11 protein-coding genes are annotated in these 15447 nt (G+C 60.2%); 4 read left to right on the top strand and 7 right to left on the bottom strand.

Annotated elements, in window-relative coordinates; translation table 11 throughout:
- The first annotated feature begins 154 nt into the window (after window positions 1-154).
- The 3 genes from ASTEX_RS04130 to ASTEX_RS04120 are packed head-to-tail and all read left to right on the top strand — an operon-like array spanning window position 155 to window position 4549.
- Window positions 155-1843, top strand: coding sequence for an ArnT family glycosyltransferase (locus ASTEX_RS04130; RefSeq protein ID WP_013478353.1), 1689 nt, complete (start codon window positions 155-157; stop codon window positions 1841-1843).
- 59 nt (window positions 1844-1902) lie between these two features.
- Window positions 1903-3381, top strand: a complete 1479-nt coding sequence (locus ASTEX_RS04125; RefSeq protein ID WP_013478352.1) for a DUF1800 domain-containing protein — start codon at window positions 1903-1905, stop codon at window positions 3379-3381.
- Between the two features lies 1 nt (window position 3382).
- Complete coding sequence (locus ASTEX_RS04120) at window positions 3383-4549, top strand: DUF1501 domain-containing protein (protein ID WP_013478351.1); 1167 nt, start codon at window positions 3383-3385, stop codon at window positions 4547-4549.
- Between the two features lie 2 nt (window positions 4550-4551).
- On the opposite strand, the gene ASTEX_RS04115 is transcribed toward ASTEX_RS04120, so the two are convergent.
- Entirely contained in the window at window positions 4552-6390 is a 1839-nt protein-coding gene (locus ASTEX_RS04115; protein ID WP_013478350.1) for an ABC transporter ATP-binding protein, read from the bottom strand.
- A 112-nt stretch (window positions 6391-6502) separates the two neighbouring features.
- Here ASTEX_RS04115 and ASTEX_RS04110 point away from each other — a divergent pair, with 112 nt between their 5' ends.
- Window positions 6503-6922: an MAPEG family protein gene (locus ASTEX_RS04110; RefSeq protein ID WP_013478349.1), complete on the top strand. Its 420-nt coding sequence runs from the start codon at window positions 6503-6505 to the stop codon at window positions 6920-6922.
- 178 nt (window positions 6923-7100) lie between these two features.
- Here the strand turns inward: ASTEX_RS04110 and sugE are convergent, their stop codons facing one another.
- From sugE to ASTEX_RS04075, 6 genes are all read right to left on the bottom strand, one after another.
- Entirely contained in the window at window positions 7101-7436 is a 336-nt protein-coding gene (gene sugE / locus ASTEX_RS04105) for a quaternary ammonium compound efflux SMR transporter SugE (RefSeq protein ID WP_013478348.1), read from the bottom strand.
- 783 nt (window positions 7437-8219) lie between these two features.
- Window positions 8220-10253: a hypothetical protein gene (locus ASTEX_RS04095; protein WP_144004603.1), complete on the bottom strand. Its 2034-nt coding sequence runs from the start codon at window positions 10251-10253 to the stop codon at window positions 8220-8222.
- Between the two features lie 137 nt (window positions 10254-10390).
- The gene (fumC, locus tag ASTEX_RS04090; RefSeq protein ID WP_041658872.1) at window positions 10391-11785 is read right to left on the bottom strand and encodes a class II fumarate hydratase; all 1395 of its coding nucleotides are present in this window, start codon (window positions 11783-11785) and stop codon (window positions 10391-10393) included.
- Between the two features lie 718 nt (window positions 11786-12503).
- Window positions 12504-13622 (bottom strand): ABC transporter ATP-binding protein, encoded by a 1119-nt coding sequence (locus ASTEX_RS04085; protein ID WP_013478344.1) that lies wholly within the window; start codon window positions 13620-13622, stop codon window positions 12504-12506.
- Window positions 13623-13635: 13 nt separating this feature from the next.
- Entirely contained in the window at window positions 13636-14520 is an 885-nt protein-coding gene (locus tag ASTEX_RS04080) for an ABC transporter permease (RefSeq protein WP_013478343.1), read from the bottom strand.
- Window positions 14517-15428: an ABC transporter permease gene (locus tag ASTEX_RS04075; RefSeq protein ID WP_013478342.1), complete on the bottom strand. Its 912-nt coding sequence runs from the start codon at window positions 15426-15428 to the stop codon at window positions 14517-14519. The genes ASTEX_RS04080 and ASTEX_RS04075 overlap by 4 nt, the downstream gene beginning before the upstream one ends.
- Between the last annotated feature and the right edge of the window lie 19 nt (window positions 15429-15447).

The following is a 15447-nucleotide window of genomic DNA, read 5'->3' as shown; positions in this document are numbered from 1 at the left end:
GGTCAAAAGGACCAGCGGTAATATGAGTCTGGCGTCTTATCAGGTTTGCGGTTAAGCGTAAACCGAACACCCCCCTCCTTACGAGTCCGGTGCCCCGCCGAACCCGGATTTCGCGCCTAAGAGCCCGCTTTGACCCTGTGAGCCAGCTTTGCCTATGTCCAGCAAGACCTTCTCTCCCCTGAGCCCTGATCTGCGCGGCCCGCTGTTGGCGGCGATCGTCGCCTTTCTGGTCGGCCTGCCCTGCGCCCTGCTGATCCCGCCGCTGGACCGCGACGAATCGCGCTTCGCTCAGGCCTCCAGCCAGATGCTGGAAACGAAGGACTTCATCAATATCAGCTATCAGGACCGCCCGCGGCACAAAAAGCCGGTCGGCATCCACTGGCTTCAGGCGACCTCGACCGCCCTCACCTCGGACGTGGCGGCCCGTGACATCCTCTCCTATCGCTGGCCGTCGCTGTTTGGCGCGGCTTTGGCGGCCTTTGCCATGAGCTGGGGCGCGGGCTTCCTGTTTGACCGACGGCAGGGGCTGATCGCTGGGGTGCTGTTCGGCGTTTCCTTCCTTCTGTCCAGCGAAGCCTTTATTGCCAAGACCGATGCCGTATTGTGCGGCCTGACCACCCTATTCTTGATGGCGCTGGCGCGCATTTACGTCACTTATCGTCAGCGCACAGACCCCAGCGAAAAGCCCAAGCTGACGAAGTACAAGCTGATCTTCTGGCTGGCCTTCGGCGGCTCGGTACTGATCAAGGGCCCGATCGGGCCAATGATGTTCGCCGCCACGACACTGGCGCTGCTGGGCTGGGATTTGAAGGCCAGAGTGCCCGCTGCCGCCGACTGGCTAAAACAACTGGGCTGGACGTGGGGGCTGCTCATCACGGCCCTGATCGTCGGGCCGTGGGCCATCGCGATCACCATAGCGACCGACGGCGCCTTCTGGGGCACGGCCATTGGCGACGACTTTGCGCCCAAGCTGGTGTCGGGGTCAGAGGGGCATTTCGCCTGGCCCGGCTATCACACGCTAGCCTTGCCGCTGCTGTTCTTCCCCTTAAGTTTCCTTTTGGGCGGCGCGTTGCAAACCGCGCTTTCGCGCTATACGGAGCCCGCCGTGCGCTTTGCTATCTGCTGGTTCGTGCCGGGCTTCCTGATCTTTGAAGCCTCGCCCACCAAGCTGGTCCACTATCCTCTGCCGACCTATGGCGGTCTGGTGCTGCTGGCGGTGCTGGGGCTGTCGATCCCGTTGAAGACGTGGGCTAAGGTGATGAACACCGGGCTGGGACTGTTCGGCGGCTTCCTGATTACAGCCATCGCGGCCTATGGCCTGTCGGAGTTCGGCCATGCCGGCGTGGCGGTACTGGTCACCATCGTGGCCGCGGCGGCGCTGCTGATCGGTGGGCTGGCGGCGCTGTTCCTGTGGCGTCAGCATATGAATACGGCGTTGGCCTGCCTGATTGGCGCGGGCGTGGTGGCGCACCTCGGTTTTGTTGCCACCCTGTCGGAGCTTAAGCCTCTGTGGATGTCGCGCAATCTCGAAACGGCGCTGGTCGAAACCGGTCTTGATCCACGCAAGGGCCTGCAACCCGGCCCGGTGGCAACCTTGGGCTATGCCGAACCGTCGTTTGTCTTCGCCATGGGCACGGAAACCGAGCTGGCCGACACGCCGGAACAGGCCGCCGCCGCCTTGCTGCAAGGCCGTCCGGTGTGCGTCGAAGGCCGCCACGACGCCGAGTTCCGCAAGGCCGTCAGCGCCGCCGGTCTGAGGCCGCGGGCCGTCAAGACTATCGAGGGCTACAACTACTCGAACGGCGACCCTGTGAAGATTACGCTGTATCAGTTGCAGAAGTAAGCGAAGGGTCGCGCCAGCTCCTTACGTATCACCTCTGACATAAAGACAGAGGAGGCGTCATGAGCCCGGACACACGAGCCGCCATAGCGTTCAGCCGTTTCGGATTGGGCATCACGCCAAGAGGCCTCAACGCGGCCACCGGCGATGCGCGCGCGGCGTTGCTGGCGGAGTTGACATCGCCCCCGGCCCTCAGCATGAGCCTCAGCGACGTGCAGCGCGATCTGGGCTTTTCCACGGCCTTGCCGCCGACGCCGGAACTGCTCACGCAGTTGGCCGCCTATAACCGCGCCCGTAAAGAGCGACGCGAGTTGAAGGCGCAAACGCAGGGCACTGTTCAAGTCAGCCACCCTATAGCCACGTCTGATATGGCCGGCGACAGGGCCGAAAATGGGATGCCAAAGGTAGCCAGCAAGCCTGCGCCGCCCGTAATGGACGATCAGCGCCTGCCTCAAGCTGTCAGCTTTGCCGAAGTCGCCGCGCGGCTAAAGGTGTGGGGCGACGCCCGCATCGGTTTCCATGAGCGGCTGGTGATGTTCTGGGCCAATCATTTCGCCGTGTCGGTCGATAAGGGCCTGCCCGTGCGGCTACTGGCCGGGGCCTATGAGCGCGAGGCCATCCGCCCGCACATCACCGGCCGCTTCCGCGACCTGGTGCTGGCCGCCGAGCGTCATCCAGCCATGCAGGTCTATCTGGACAATGATGCCTCGATCGGGCCGAACGCGCGCGCCAACCGCAATGGCAGGCGCGGCCTGAACGAAAATCTGGCGCGTGAAATCCTGGAGCTGCACACGCTTGGTGTCAATGGCGGCTACACGCAGGCTGATGTGACGCGCTTTGCCAAGGTGATAACCGGCTGGGGGATCGACCGCAGCGGACAGGGCGACGGCTTCCGCTTCAACCCCAATGCCCACGAGCCGGGCCCGCAAACGATCATGGGCAAGACCTACGCCGATGACGGCGAAGCGCAGGGCGTGCGCGTGCTCGAAGACCTCACCCGCCACCCCGCAACGGCCAAACACATCGCCACCAAGCTTGTGCGCCACTTCGTCAGCGATCAGCCGCCACCCGCACTGGTCAAACGGGTGAGCCAGCGGTTCCTTGAGACCGACGGCGACCTCAACGCCGTCTATGCGGCCCTGATCACGGCCGAAGAGAGCTGGAGCGCGCCGCGCGCCAAGCTGCGCCCGCCGCAGGAATACGTGATCGCCAGCCTACGGGCGCTGGATACGCCGATCCAGCCGCAGCGTTTCCTGCAAACCCTGCGCGTGCTGGGTCAGCCCCTGTGGCAGCCGCCAGGCCCCAATGGCTTTTCCGATCTGGCCAGCGTCTGGGCCACCCCCGAAGGCCTGAACAACCGCCTCGACCTCGCCTATCAGCTCTCGGAGCGCCTCGCCGAACGGACCGACCCGCGCCTCTTTGCCGAAGAGCGGCTGAAAGGCCTGATCTCCGAGACCACCCGCCGTTCGGTCGCTTTGGCCGAAACCCGTCCGCAGGGCCTTGCCCTCGTGCTCCTTTCCCCCGAATTTATGAGGCGTTGATATGAACCGCCGCTCCTTCCTCGTCGCCTCCACCGGCCTGTTTGCCTCGGCTGTCCTGCCGCAGAGCGCCTTTGCTGCCGGACGCGATCCGCGTTTCGTCGTCATCATCCTGCGAGGAGCGCTGGATGGGCTTGCCGCCGTGCCGCCAGTCGGCGACCCCGATTTCTCCACTTTGCGCCCCCCGGCATGGGAGGGTGAGGCCCTGCCGCTCAACGGCTTTTTTGCGCTGAACCCGGCCATGCCCAACCTGAAACGCCTTTATGGGGCGGGTCAGGCGGCGATTGTCCACGCTTCGGCCACCCCCTATCGCAATCGGTCGCATTTCGACGGGCAGGACGTGCTGGAGTCGGGCTTTGATGTACCCGGCCACGCCGATACGGGCTGGCTCAACCGCCTGATCCTGTCGCTGGGGCAAGGGGCAAAGATCGGCGCGGCGCAAAAATCGCTGTCGGTCGGCACGCTGACGCCGCTGGTCATCCGCGGCGAAGCCCCCTTGCTCGGCTGGGCCCCGCAGCAGTTGAAGGCCGCCGATCCCGACCTCGCTCCACGCCTTTTGCGACTCTACGGTGAAACCGACCCGGCCCTGATGACCGTGCTGCAAGAGGGCATCGACACGGGTAAGATCGCGTCGGGTATGAACGCGATGATGGGTGGCGGCGGCCCGGCCGGGGCCATGGTCGATATGTCTAAGGGGGCGGCAGCCCTGATGGGGCGAGACGACGGCCCACGCATCGCCGCCATGGCCTTTGACGGCTGGGACACGCACACCGCCGAAGAGCGTCGTTTGACGCAACTTCTGGGGGGGCTTGATCAGTCTCTGGCCGCCTTTGAACAGGGTCTGGGGGCGAAATGGGCCGACACGGTGGTGCTCGTGGCGACCGAGTTTGGCCGCACGGCGCGTTTTAACGGCACGCATGGCTCCGACCACGGTCAGGCAACGACGGCCTTCCTCGCCGGTGGCGCGGTCAAGGGAGGGCGCGTGATCGCCGACTGGCCGGGGCTAAAAGCCACGCAGCTCTATGAAGGCCGCGACCTCACGCCTACCACCGACCTGCGCTCTGTGGTGATGGGCGTGGCACGCGACCATCTGGGAGCTGATGTGCGGCGGCTACAGACCGACGTGTTCCCCGGCGCGCTCAGCGTCAAGCCGCTGGACGGTCTGGTGTAAGATCATTCCGCGATAAAGCCGCCCGTCTGGCGGGCCCACAGGCGGGCATAAAGGCCCTGCGTCGCCAGAAGCTCGGCGTGGGTGCCCGTTTCGATGATCCGCCCTTCGTCCAGTACGACCAGCCGGTCCATGCGCGCGATTGTACTCAGGCGGTGCGCGATGGCGATGACCGTCTTGTCCTGCATTAGTTCGATCAGGCTGTCCTGAATGGCGGCTTCGACCTCGGAATCGAGCGCAGCGGTGGCTTCGTCCATGATCAGGATCGGCGCGTTTTTTAGCAAGACGCGGGCGATGGCGATGCGCTGCCTCTGACCGCCGGACAGCTTGACGCCGCGCTCGCCCACATGGGCGTCAAGGCCGGAGCGACCCTTATTGTCGCGCAGGTCGGGGATGAAGTCCCAGGCGTGGGCGCGGCGCGCGGCTTCGATGATCTCTTCATCCGAAGCCCCCGGCCGGCCATAGGCGATATTGGCGCGGATCGAGCGGTGAAGCAAAGACGTATCCTGCGTCACCATGCCGATATGGGTGCGAAGACTGTCCTGTGTGACCTGCGCAATGTCCTGGCCATCGATGCGAATGCGCCCTTCGCTGAGGTCATAAAGGCGCAAAAAGACATTGACCAAGGTCGATTTGCCCGCGCCGGACGGACCGACCAGACCGATCTTCTCGCCCGGCGCAATCGTCAGGTCGATGCCGTTCAAAGCGGGTTTGCCTTCGGCATAATTGAAACGAACCCGCTCAAATTTTACCTCTCCCGCCGTGACGCTTAGCGGTTGCGCGTCAGGCGCGTCGCTGACGCTGTGGGCCCTGGCGATGGTCTCTATCCCGTTCTGCACCGTGCCGATATTTTCAAACAGGCTGGTAACCTGAAACATCACCCAGCCGGACATGTTGAGCACGCGCTGCGTCAAAGCCCCGACCAGAGCGATGGCCCCTACGGTGATCAGCCCCTGCCCCCACAGCCAGACGGCCAGCATGCCGGTAGAAAGCAGAAGGGCGGCATTGAGGGCGGCCACAAGGATATCCAGCCGCGTGATCAGGCGCTGCTGGTGCTGCCATTTGGCGGTGTTGTCCTCCAGCGCCTCACGCACATAGGCGTCTTCGCGCGACGGGTCGGCGAACAGCTTGACCGTCTGGATATTGGTGTAGCTATCGACCACGCGACCGACCAGCGCCGAACGGGCTTCGGAGGCGCGTTCGGAGGCGCTGGACAGCTTGGGGACAAAGCGCCAGCAGATCAGGGCATAGGTGATCAGCCACAGGCTCAGCGGCACGATCAGGCGGATATCGGCCTGAAAGAACAGGTAAAGCGCACTGGAGAAATAGACCAGGACGTAAAGGAAGGTGTCGCACAGGGTTATCAGGGTGTTGCGCACGCTCGACGCGCTATCGACGACTTTGGACGCCACGCGACCAGCGAAGTCATTGGAGAAAAAGCTCATCGACTGACGCACGACGTGGCGATGCGACTGCCAGCGGATCAGGGCCGGAAAGTTGGTCGTCACTCCCTGTTGCAGCAACAGCGACTGGATCAGCACCAGCAGCGGCCAGCCTATGCCCAGCAGAAGAAGCATGGCGATAAAATAGCGGCCGTGCTGCGCCCACAGGTGCGATGGCGGGGTGGTGTTGAGCATATCCACTATGTCGGCGATAAAGCGGAAGATCATTACTTCGGTGAGGGTGACCAGAAGCCCCGCCGCCAGAACACCGGCAAAGACGGGCCAGGTCTGACGCAGATAGACCAGGAAATAGGGCACAATAGCCGCCGGCGGGGTCGCTTCCGGATAGGGCCGGAACGGGTCGATCAGGCGCTCAAAACGGCGAAACAGGGCGGTCAGCATGGTATAGCTCTCGGATGGGGCCCGCACGCATGGCAGCCGTGCCGGTCAGGAGGCGTCAGTAGCCGAAACCGGCGGATCGTGTCATGCTCAAAAAGAAAAAGCCGGAGGCCCTATGCCCAACACGCTTCTGATCCTGTGGCCGATGGGGGCGCTGGCCGCCCTCACCTTTGTCATGCTGACGGGCATCCTGATCACCCGCATCGCGGCGGCGAAGGCCGGAAAGGTGACGCCGCGCGACTTTGCTTTTGGCGAAAGCGAGCGAGTGCCGAAACAGAGCCGCCTAATCAGCCGGAATTATTCGAGTCTGTGTGAGCTCCCGGTGCTGTTCTACGTTCTGTGCCTGATGCTGTTCGTCACGAAGACGGTCAGCGATGTGCAAATGATACTGGCCTGGGCGTATGTGGCCCTGCGTATCCTGCACAGCCTGATCCATGTGACGATCAACCACATCCTGTTCCGGCTGCTGGCCTTTGCGGGGTCGGTGGCGGTGCTGCTAACGATGTGGGTGCTGTTTTTTGTGCGGCTGGCGTGAAAGCACGCTCCCTTGTCTCTCCCCGACTTGTCGGGAAGGGGGACCGCACAAAACTGATGCGCGTAGCGACATCGGTTCGTGCGTTGGTGGCCGCCTTTCCGAATTTCAACACTTTGGGTCGCTGTAAGAAAAATCTCGCCCTCCTCGCCTAAAGCCGATGGCCTGAAGTTAGGGGGACTCAAACCGACGTCGCCTTCAGACCGATAATCGCCACCAGAAGCATCCCCAGAAACAGGAGCCGCATCGGCGTTACCGCTTCGTGGAACAACACAATGCCGAGGATCGCCGCCCCCAGCGCCCCGATCCCCACCCACACGCCATAGGCCGTGCCGATAGGCAGGCTTTGCGCGGCCTTGGCCAGCAACAACATGCTTCCGGCCAGGGTCACAAGCGTGAACAGGCTCGGCACTGCCTTCGTAAAGCCGTGGCTGTATTTCAGCCCTATGGCCCAGCACACCTCGAGCAGCCCCGCAATAATCAGATACACCCACGGCATCGATAAGACCGTCGTCATAACGCACTCCTTTGATAACAACATGTCAGGGAGCGTCGTCTTGTCTGTCCGGCAGTTTTGCCGCGCATCCGTACGCCCATAACCGCAGGGCACTTTTGGGGATGCGCTCACTCCGGTCCCGGTACGGCGCGTCTCGTCGGGAACAGATCTGCTATAGCAAAGGCGCCGCGCCGGATAAAGCCCTGATCGGGCTCAACTTTTGGCCACATTACAGGCCCGTAAGTTATTACGCAAAATTCATTAAATAAATCAAATGATTAAATCCCGTTCATGACGTTCATTTAATTTGAAACTATCACTGGGCTGCGGCATACCCACCTCACCGGCGGACGAAACGCCGCCCCATACAAACAAATCTAAAACCGAATACTTACCTAACCGAAAGGATATCATCATGCAAATCTCTCTCACCGGCGTTACATTCCTCAGCTTTGCCGCCTTTCTGACCATCGCCCTGCTCAGCATCTGAGCCATTACTTATACAAAACGAACGGAATACACCATGACCCGCTACCTCACCCCGCTCTACTTCCTGTCGATCACCGCCTTCTGCGTGATCTCGCTCCTCACCATTGCTTAAGGATCATTGCCATGACCAACGCTCTGACCGGCCTGTTCTTCCTGTCTTTCGCCGCCCTCGCTACCGTCGCCCTGCTCGCTATTTGAGCGATGCTGACAGATGAGTGACGCGTAACGACAGGGAGGCGCTGATGCCCACCGCACAGCCACATAAATACAAACGGCCAAAAAAACGGGCGGAAGTCTGATCTTCCGCCCGTTTTCTTATTTTTCTCTGTGCCTCAAAAGCCCCGAAAAGGTCAGTATAGACAGAGACACAATCAGCCAGCCCGACATGGCATAGGCCTTATGGAAAAATCTCCAGAAAGCACTGATTACATCGCCTTCAATCAGAGCGTTGTTAAGCTGTGGAATCCGAAGCGGTATACTCGCGGCTTCGCTTTGCTGATTAATAAACTGACTGAGCCGCTGAAAGGTAAGAAAGCGGTCACCCGGTGCATCGTTGATCTGGCACTTGTCTTCGACGTGCAAGTCCACAAGGGGTACCATCAGATCCAGTGCATAATAGGCCGGATCGACTTCGCGACAAAACAGGGAGGTGGCTTTGACGACGTCCGGAGGTGCTTCGATCATTACGGGTGTGCCGTCGAGGACAGAAGTTTGACCGCCGACATAGGCCGCTACCGGCTGGGTGTCATAAACGAGAAAACCGTTTTGAATCGCGACATGAAAGCACACCCACCCCATAAAGAAATAAGCGATCAAGGTTACAGAGGCACGCGCAGAGGAATAGCCGAATCCGTACAGAAGGCCAAAAAGCTTCATGAACCATCGGAAGGGAGAGCGTAAATGGCGTGTTTCCACCCATTGTTTAGCCTTTAATATCTGCCGGCACTCGCCCTCCAGACCTTGCGCCATCAGGACATTGGCAAGTTGCACGAAGGGCTGTGGCTTATACTCTGCCTGTACGACGGTCAGGCGCGGCGAGCCCCAGATCATATGGCTCAAAACCTGCCTGCGCCTGTAGGTATACCCACTCCCCTGACGCGCCAGCCATTTCAAACGCTCTTTGTCGGTCCTGTTGATATTGCCAAAGCGGATAGGGTGTTCCAACCGTTCATACACGAAGCCGTCCAACTTGATTTTTTCGTTACGATCACACTCCCCCAGATCGTCAAATGAGCGGGTTTGCGCTCGCCTGAGGTCGACATTGGCATGAAGCCCGCCAATCTTTAGCGCCCGTCCGATACGCGCATCCTGCAAATCAATCTGAGCATCATTGGTGACGACTTCTGAGAGGTCGCACTCGCCGGCCACCACCAGCCCGATCGCACTGAGCCCTAGAATAAACGCCGCACCGCGCGCTTCGATATCTGCGCCGACGGAGACCCCTTCCAGATCGGTAAAGCCCAGATTACGAAAACCATTTTTAAAATGCAGTCGTCCGCCTATTCTACAGCCGTGCAGATCAAGGGCCACGCCGTCCAGACGGTCAGGCAGGATGTGCGCGCCATCCAGGACCACGGCACCGAAAACAGACCTCGACAAGCTGACTTCGCCTTTACTGATGAACTGCCCGTCGAAGCTTCGCAGGGTGAGCGTGCCGCCGATCCGACAGTCGCGGGCCATAACGGCCATTTCACGCTCATCCCGGGGCACGATCTTGGCGTTCCGAAAGGTAACATGGCCTTCAATCCGGGCCAGCGACAAAGCAATAGTTCCGCTACAATCGATGTCTCGCATATAGACCGTGCCGGAAACCACGGAGTTCCGCAAATCAACTGCAAACTGTTCCGTGCCGTTCTTGTCACGCTCGGGGGTTTCGCGCAGACGCGCGCGCCGAAACTGAATATCTCCCTCGACCCAGATAGAGTGCAGGCTGACAAAACAGCAACTCGTTTCATTCGGTGGATAAATGTCATTGGCAACCAGCTGACCGTGAATGACAGCGCGAACCCCTCTCAGCTCGCTGATGGCGCTGCGTTCAAGCGACAACTTGCCCAATTGGGCGTAAGAGATATCTATGCCATCCGCTATATGGCAGTCATCCAACACAAGGCCTGGCATGACGGTGCCATCTACGCCACGCCCATTGTCGAGATTAATGCGTCCCCGGATAATGGCGCCGAAAATACGCACCCCCCCCGGCGTCATCACAGGCTCAATCAGCGGGCTGAGCGGCAGGCCCAGCATCAGCTTACAGATCAGAGACGATTCAATAACTTCCGACGCTTCAAATCGGGCTTCACGCCCTTCGCGCACGGCCTCGATCAGCTTCTTTTCGGCTTCGCTAAACACATTCATTCCCCCTGACCCTGCGGCAAAATGGAACAAATTAACCATTATGACAAGATGGCAACCAGGACGAACGACCCAAACACAAACGGCGCGGGATTACGCCCGCGCCGTTGCCTTCTTGTTTTGGAAAGCGCCAATTAACCGGGGCTGACCATGTTTTCCGGGCGGACATACTGATCAAACTCTTCATTTGTCAGATACCCGCCGCCGACCGCCTCTTCACGCAACGTCGTGCCGTTCTTGTGCGCGGTCTTGGCGATCTTGGCGCAGGCGTCATAGCCCAGACGCCCGTTCAGCGCCGTGACCAGCATCAGCGAGTTCTCGACACCCTTACGAATATTGTCGATGCGCGGCTCGATCCCCACCACACAGTTATCGGTGAAGCTCACCGCCGCGTCGGCCAGCAGACGCACCGATTGCAGGAAGTTATAGGCCATCACCGGGTTAAAGACATTCAGCTCAAAATGCCCCTGCGACCCGGCAAAGGTCAGGGCGGCGTGGTTGCCGAAAACCTGCACGCAGACCTGCGTGAGCGCCTCGCACTGCGTCGGGTTGACCTTACCCGGCATGATGGACGAGCCGGGCTCGTTTTCCGGCAGGGCCAGTTCGCCCAAGCCTGCGCGCGGCCCCGAACCGAGGAAGCGAATATCGTTGGCGATCTTGAAGAGCGAAGCGGCCACCGTATTGATGGCACCGTGCGAGAAAACCATGGCGTCATGCGCCGCCAGCGCTTCAAACTTGTTCGGCGCCGTGGTGAAACCCAGCCCCGTGATGCGCGCAATGGCTTCGGCCACTCCTTCAGCAAAGCCAATCGGCGCATTGAGCCCGGTGCCGACGGCCGTGCCGCCCTGAGCCAGTTGCATCAGCGCGGGCAGGGTCGATTCAATACGCGCAATTCCGTTTTCAACCTGCTTGGCATAGCCTGAAAACTCCTGACCCAGTGTCAGCGGCGTGGCATCTTGCGTATGGGTGCGGCCGATCTTGATGATCTCGGCCCAGGCCTTCGCCTTGGCATCGAGCGCGGCATGCAGGTGCTTCAGCGCCGGCAACAGGTCGTGCACGATCTGCTCAGCGCAGGCCACGTGCATGGCGGTCGGATAGGTGTCGTTCGACGACTGCGACATATTCACGTGGTCGTTGGGGTGCACTGGCTTTTTCGAGCCCATCTCACCGCCCAGAATTTCGATCGCGCGGTTGGAGATGACTTCGTTGGCGTTCATGTTGGACTGTGTGCCCGAACCGGTCTGCCACACCACCAGCGGGAAGTGGTCATTGAGCTTGCCGTCGATCACTTCGTTGGCCGCCGCAATGATGGCATTGGCGATGGTGGCGTCCAGCTTGCCCAAAGACTGATTGGTTTCCGCCGCCGCACGCTTCACGATCCCCAGCGCCCGCACCACCGGCAGGGGCTGCTTTTCCCAGCCGATCTTGAAATTGCCGAGGCTGCGCTGCGCCTGCGCGCCCCAGTATTTCGAATTATCGACCTCGATGGGGCCAAAGGTATCGGTTTCGGTGCGGGTAGTTTTGGTCATGACGGGAGTCTCCGTTACTGCCGGGGCATCCACGACCGGGGCCTGAGACGCTTGCGTCTTAGCCGCTTTGGCCTTCGATTTTTTGTTGCCGAACAACCAGCCGAACATGGATGCACCCCTCCTGAAAATCTGCGGCTTTCAGTGGAACATTTGCCCCGAAAGGGCAAGGGGTTTTAGGAGAAGCGAGAGTAATTTGCAGCGCGAATGCCGCCCTATGTCGACCTGCTTTGATCGGTACTTCTGGGTCTATTCCCGAAACGCAAGAAACATGGTGCCCTTAGGGTGCTCTTAGAGCTTGAGTCCACGTTGCACGGCAGCGGCCAACGATATGGTCATCGGAAGTGACCTTGCGGTGAAACAACCCGTTCTCGGGCATGAACTGCCAGACGTTTTCTACAGGGGGTTAAGCGCTGGCGCTTTGGTTGGCAATGGTGACTGCCTAATACTCGGTGGGGTTTTAAGCGTTTAAGAGGTGTGCTAGTCGGCCCGACTAGGAAGAGGACAGCATGACATCCCTCGTCTACGCAGGCGCTGATTTCGTCGGGGTGCGGCTTCATGGCGAGACTACCGCAGAAGCGGCATAACGATGCCAGCGGTCTCGGCCAAATCAAAAAGAAGAATTGGGTTGCTTTCTTGCGGCTCGTGCGGTCCCACCGCTCGCGAAAGCTATAGGCCCGCTTGCGATGCACACCAGTAAACTAGGGACAGTTACATGCGCTTAGCTTAGCAAGGCCGCAGGCGCGCAGGCGTTGAAGGACAGCCAAACCTTCTCATCCCAGGTGAAGTCTTCCTGATCCCAACGCGTGAGGTTGGAGCGCAGCACCTTGACCATTCGGCCGCTTTGCAACTCGACCTCATAGACCGTTTCTGACCCCAGATAGGTCATCAAACGGATGGTCCCGGCGACGATGTTATAGCCTTCTGGGGCGTCTTCCATCTTCGTCGGTTTGTGGTCGAACTTCTCCATCTCGATCTTTTCCGGTCGCAGCGCCGCCCAGACGGTCGCCCCTGTCGCGCCGGTCACGCCATGGTCGAGATAGATGGGCCCAATGTCGCGCGTATTGATTATGGCGTGGTCTGGCTCATCGACGTCGAGCGTCCCTTCAAACAGGTTCACGCTGCCGATGAAGTCGGCGACAAAACGCGAATTGGGGAACTCATAGAGATCGAAGGGTGTGGCCACCTGCTGCAGCAGTCCGCGGTTCATCACCGCGCAGCGCGTCGCCATAGCCAGCGCCTCGTCCTGATCATGGGTGACCATGATGAAGGTAATACCGACCTTCTCTTGCAAGAGCGCCAGCTCGGTTCGCATCGCGTCGCGCAGCTTAGCATCGAGCGCCGACAGCGGCTCATCGAGCAACAGCACGCGGGGCTTTTTGACCAGTGCACGGGCCAGCGCCACGCGCTGCCGCTGACCGCCCGACATCTGGTCCGGCTTGCGCTCACCGAAACCGCCGAGCTTGACCAGCTCCAGCGCTTCTTCGGCGCGCTGACGGCGCTCAGCCTGCGGCACGCCATCCATCTTCAGGCCGTAGGCGACATTATCGAGCACGCTCATATGCGGGAAGACGGCGTAGGACTGAAAGACCATGTTCACCGGTCGCTTGTTCGGCGGGGTGTTGGAGACGTCTTTACCGTCGATCAGGATGCGGCCCTCAGTCGGCATCTCAAACCCGGCCAGCATGCGCAAAAGCGTAGTCTTGCCACAGCCCGAAGGACCCAGAAGGGAGAAGAATTCGCCCTCTTTGATGTCGAGCGACACATTGTCCACGGCGGTATTCTTGCCAAAGCGCTTGGAGACGTTCTCGAAGCTGATGATGGTCTTGTCTTCAGACATCAGTATGTCTCCGTCACTTCTTTTCTGTGCCGTGGCCGGCGGTCAGGGCGCTGGTCCCCTGGAATTTCAAGGCGAGGAAGGTGAGCAGGACCGTCACTACGATCAGTATGGTCGAGGCGGCATTGACCTCAGGCGTCACCGAGAAACGCACCATCGAATAGATCTTCACCGGGAAGGTCACGGTGTCGGGTCCGGAGGTGAAGAACGTAATCACGAAATCATCGAGCGACAGGGTGAAGGCCAGAAGCGCCCCGGCGATCAGCGACGGTTGAATATGCGGCACCAATACGTCCAGCAAAGTGCGCCATTCGCTGGCCCCCAGATCCTTGGCAGCTTCCTCAAGCTCACGGTTGAAGGAGGCCAGACGTGCGCGCACTACCACCGCCACGAAGGGGAAGCTGAACGAGACGTGGGCGATGATGATGGCCCCGAGATTGAGAGGCCACGGCAGGCCCTGCGGCCAGGGGAAGATCTTGGCGAAGAAGACCAGCATGCCTACGCCCATGCAGATTTCCGGCACCACGATGGGAATAGCCATGCCCGCATCAAAAGCCGTACGGCCGGGAAAGCGGAAGCGCCACAAGGCAATGGCAGCCATTGCCCCGACGATCACCGATAGTATGGTCGAACACAGGGCGATGACGAGGGAGTTGCTGAAGGCTTCAATCAGGCTAGCATTGGTCAGGGCCTTTTCGTAGTATTTCAGCGTAAAGCCCTGCCACACGACGTTGCGCTTTGAGTCATTGAAGGAAAAGACCATCAGCGAGATCAGCGGCGCGTAGAGGAAGATCGTCACCGCGATCAGCCACGCTTGAATGGGCCAGCGGCGCATATAGTCCAGCGGGCCAGGACGTTCTTTCTTTGGCGGAGAGACCTTCACGGTAGCTGCGTCGCTCATGCCATCCCCCGCTTCTTCGCCGTGCTGTCGAGCAGGCCCTGAATGGCGATCCCGATAAAGGTCAGATAGACCAAAATGAAGCACAGGGCCGCGCCAAAAGGCCAGTTATTGGCGCGCTTGAACTGGCTTTCGATCACATTGGCAATCATCTGCGAGTCCGTGCCGCCCAAAAGGTCCGGCGTCAAATAGGCCCCCAGCGCCGGGATAAAGGTGATCAGCACGCCCGAAGCTATCCCCGCCCCGGCTAGAGGTATTACAATCGAGAACATCGTGCGGATATGCCCGGCGCCCAGATCAAGCGAGGCCTCAAGCAGCGAACGGTCTAGGCGGTCGAGCGTCGAATACAGCGGCAGAATCATAAACGGCAGATGCACGTAGACGAGGCCCAGCACCACGGCAAAATTGTTATACAGCAACTCCAGCGGCTGAAACGTGCCGAGTGGTTGAAGCCCGATCAGCGTCATCACGCCCGACGCGTGTTCCCACAGGAAGCGATAGGTCTGATTGACATAGCCCTCACTGCGCAGAACGGCGATCAGGGCGTATGTGCGGATCAGCAGATTGGTCCAGAAGGGCAGCATGACCAGCAGCAAAAGCCACGGCTTCCACTTGTCCGGCGAAAAGGTGATGGCCAGCGCCACCGGAAAACCGATCACCACGCAGAGGAAGGTGGTAAGGGCCGCTACCCACAGGGATTTGGCGAAAATGCCGAGATAGAGGGGCTCCAGCGCCTTGGCGTAGTTGCTCCAGGTCCCTGTGAAGGCAATGTCGATCAGGCCACGATTTTCACCGAAGCTGTAGAGCCAGACAATGCCCAGCGGCACGAAGAAAAAGAAGACCAGCCAGACAAACGGCGCGCTCATCAACGCGGCAAAAAGTCCCTTGGCCTGACGCCAGCTCTGTTCCATAGGCAGTCCCCTTTGCACA

This window comes from Asticcacaulis excentricus CB 48 (assembly GCF_000175215.2).
Taxonomy (GTDB): Bacteria; Pseudomonadota; Alphaproteobacteria; order Caulobacterales; family Caulobacteraceae; genus Asticcacaulis; species Asticcacaulis excentricus.
Note: the sequence above shows the minus strand (reverse complement) of the source record. Positions and strands in the feature narration are given on the sequence as shown.

What these genes read in the sequence shown, in the direction of transcription:
- ASTEX_RS04130 (WP_013478353.1), top strand. Translation starts at nt 155, where the DNA reads ATGTCCAGCAAGACCTTCTCTCCCCTGAGCCCTGATCTGCGCGGCCCG.
- ASTEX_RS04125 (WP_013478352.1), top strand. Translation starts at nt 1,903, where the DNA reads ATGAGCCCGGACACACGAGCCGCCATAGCGTTCAGCCGTTTCGGATTG.
- ASTEX_RS04120 (WP_013478351.1), top strand. Translation starts at nt 3,383, where the DNA reads ATGAACCGCCGCTCCTTCCTCGTCGCCTCCACCGGCCTGTTTGCCTCG.
- ASTEX_RS04115 (WP_013478350.1), bottom strand. Translation starts at nt 6,390, where the DNA reads ATGCTGACCGCCCTGTTTCGCCGTTTTGAGCGCCTGATCGACCCGTTC.
- ASTEX_RS04110 (WP_013478349.1), top strand. Translation starts at nt 6,503, where the DNA reads ATGCCCAACACGCTTCTGATCCTGTGGCCGATGGGGGCGCTGGCCGCC.
- sugE (WP_013478348.1), bottom strand. Translation starts at nt 7,436, where the DNA reads ATGACGACGGTCTTATCGATGCCGTGGGTGTATCTGATTATTGCGGGG.
- fumC (WP_041658872.1), bottom strand. Translation starts at nt 11,785, where the DNA reads ATGACCAAAACTACCCGCACCGAAACCGATACCTTTGGCCCCATCGAG.
- ASTEX_RS04085 (WP_013478344.1), bottom strand. Translation starts at nt 13,622, where the DNA reads ATGTCTGAAGACAAGACCATCATCAGCTTCGAGAACGTCTCCAAGCGC.
- ASTEX_RS04080 (WP_013478343.1), bottom strand. Translation starts at nt 14,520, where the DNA reads ATGAGCGACGCAGCTACCGTGAAGGTCTCTCCGCCAAAGAAAGAACGT.
- ASTEX_RS04075 (WP_013478342.1), bottom strand. Translation starts at nt 15,428, where the DNA reads ATGGAACAGAGCTGGCGTCAGGCCAAGGGACTTTTTGCCGCGTTGATG.